Origin of the sequence: Clostridium sardiniense (genome assembly GCF_019753795.1) — a bacterium.
Taxonomy (GTDB): Bacteria; Bacillota; Clostridia; order Clostridiales; family Clostridiaceae; genus Clostridium; species Clostridium sardiniense.
Map to the genome: position 1 here is coordinate 1 of NZ_JAIKTU010000036.1, position 2,317 is coordinate 2,317.

Consider the following 2,317-nt stretch of genomic DNA (forward strand, 5'->3'; position numbering starts at 1 on the left):
ATAAACTAGCAAGAGTAATATCAGAAGCGAGTTGGTATGAATTTAGAGTTATGCTTGAATATAAAGCTGAATGGTATGGGAGGAATATAGTAGTTGCTCCTAGCAATTATGCAAGTTCTCAACTATGCTCTTGTTGTGGCTATAAAAATAGCGATGTGAAAAATCTAGCACTTAGAAATTGGATTTGTCCGAACTGCGGAGCAAAACACGATAGAGACTTAAATGCTAGTAAGAACCTAGAAAAATTGATAGCCTAGTAAGGTATCATATTGGGGTAGGAACTACCCTATAAGATTGGGTAAACTTGTAACATTAGTTATATTGACCAAGAAGCTCCCATTTCTATAAGTGGCGAGTAGTTCACAATTAAACGAATATTAGAAAATATACACAGTAATTGAATATTAAATTAAGGGGGACTTAATATGAAGAATTTTATAAAAAAATTAAGTTTACTAACTTTAATTCTAAGTTTTGCTTTATTGTTTAATGGTATTACTACTTTTGCAGATAACATAAATACAGATATAAATACTATTAAAAAAGTTTATGATGATGGAGTTAGTAAGGGAAAAGTTAATCCAAATAAATATACTTTTAATGCTTTTGAAGAAAATTATAAATTAGGAATTAATACATATCATGAAATGAAAAATACAGTTGGACAGGGGTTAAATTATAATGATTGGTTTGATCAAGTATTAAATTTTGGAGCTTTTCCAGATGGAGAAGGTCATGCTCCAAGTGAAAAGAAACTAAGCAATATGTTACGTAGTCAAAGTGGGAATGCAGAAAAATTTAAACGTGATTTGAGAAAAGGAGATATAATAATAGTTAGTGGGAATCCTGGACATGCTGCCATAGCAACAACAGATAATTATATATTGGAAATGACCGGTGACCCTGATTTTAATCCAGTTGGTTGGTTTTTATCAGGAATAAGTAATAATAATAATCAATTTAGCAAACATAATTGGTTATGGGGACTTAGAGAGCAAGGAGCAAAACCTGCAAAAAATATTGATAGTTGGATACAGATATGGCGTGTACCAGATAGAAATATGGCTAATAAATGTGCTAATTATGCTGATAGAACTTTTTGGAATTCTACAGGAGGATATCCTAAAAATAGATATATTGATTATAGAATTACATCAAGATTAACAACTAAAAATCCTAATTATTGTTCAAAATTAGTTTTTCAATCATATTATTGGGGAAGTGGTAGTGAAGTTGTTATACAACCTAATATGGTAAATCTATCTTGGATATTACCAAATGCATTACCAAATGTATTTACAGGAAAATATGCACCTTATAAAGTTGGAACGTATTAGGAGGAAGAAAATATGAAAAAAAAGATAATAATAATTTTTATTATTATATTTGGGGTTATAGTTTTTTTTGTAGGTAAAGGGTACTTAAAAAAAATAGATGCAGATAAAAAAATAGATAAATTTATTACTGAAAAAGCTGATATTCCTTTAAGCGAAATTTTAGTAATTGAGCCAACAGAAGAAAGTGGATATTTAGGAGCTTCTAATAATAGTTATATAAAAAGTTTCACAACAAAAAAAGATTTTGAAATATGGAAAGAAAAATTAAGGAAAGAGGGTAAAGATTATAAAAATGTAAAAGTTAAAGATTGTGAAATACAATATTCTTGTAGGTATAGTCCTAAAATTCCTAAGTTTAATCAAAGAGATTTGTATAGTTTACAATATAGTCTGTCTGGAAATGATGTAAATAATTTAAAAAAAATAGAAAGTAATTTTGCATATCCTCCAAATGAATATATAAGAAAACTTTTAAAAGAAGAAATTTAATATTTTTATATACAATAATTTAAATTGATGTGAAGATATTGTAAAAATGGATTTAATAAAAAAAGAGTTCTAAAATTTTTTTAGAACTCTTTTTGAGTGACAAAATAAAAAATAGCCTCGAGCCACTAAGATGAGATTTTCTATGATGAGGGCTTGTTTCACGAGATGGTGACTTATATATAGATGTGTTGGTATATATAATTGATTTTAAGAGTTGTAATAGAGTTTCTCCATCATTGACTATAATTTTTAGAAAGTATTTATTTAGGGTTATCAAGACAGCAAGCTTTTAACATTTTAAAAGATGCATCCATGTCAGTAGGAGTAAGTGAAAATATAGGAACCTATTCACTTAGAAAAACACGGGGATATTTTGCTTGGAAAAAGGGATTTAATCCAGCATTAATAATGGAAACACTTAATCATAGTAATTTATCTATTACTAAAAGATATTTAGGAATACAACAAGATGATGTCAATGAATTATATAA

Annotated in this window: 4 protein-coding genes; all 4 read left to right on the plus strand. The window is 27.8% G+C overall.

Annotation, left to right across the window (positions count from 1 at the left end; genetic code table 11):
* Positions 1-257, plus strand: a 257-nt coding sequence (locus K5V21_RS18955; protein WP_221862633.1) for an RNA-guided endonuclease TnpB family protein, incomplete at its 5' end; no start/stop codon positions are given.
* Positions 258-425: 168 nt separating this feature from the next.
* Positions 426-1,337 (plus strand): hypothetical protein, encoded by a 912-nt coding sequence (locus K5V21_RS18960; RefSeq protein WP_221862653.1) that lies wholly within the window; start codon positions 426-428, stop codon positions 1,335-1,337.
* A 12-nt stretch (positions 1,338-1,349) separates the two neighbouring features.
* Positions 1,350-1,826, plus strand: coding sequence for a hypothetical protein (locus tag K5V21_RS18965; RefSeq protein ID WP_221862655.1), 477 nt, complete (start codon positions 1,350-1,352; stop codon positions 1,824-1,826).
* Between the two features lie 258 nt (positions 1,827-2,084).
* On the plus strand, positions 2,085-2,317 hold a 233-nt coding region (locus K5V21_RS18970), incomplete at its 3' end, for a tyrosine-type recombinase/integrase (protein ID WP_308119154.1).

Excerpts from the sequence above, each read along its gene's own strand:
- K5V21_RS18965 (WP_221862655.1), top strand. The coding sequence starts at position 1,350 with ATGAAAAAAAAGATAATAATAATTTTTATTATTATATTTGGGGTTATA.
- K5V21_RS18960 (WP_221862653.1), top strand. The coding sequence starts at position 426 with ATGAAGAATTTTATAAAAAAATTAAGTTTACTAACTTTAATTCTAAGT.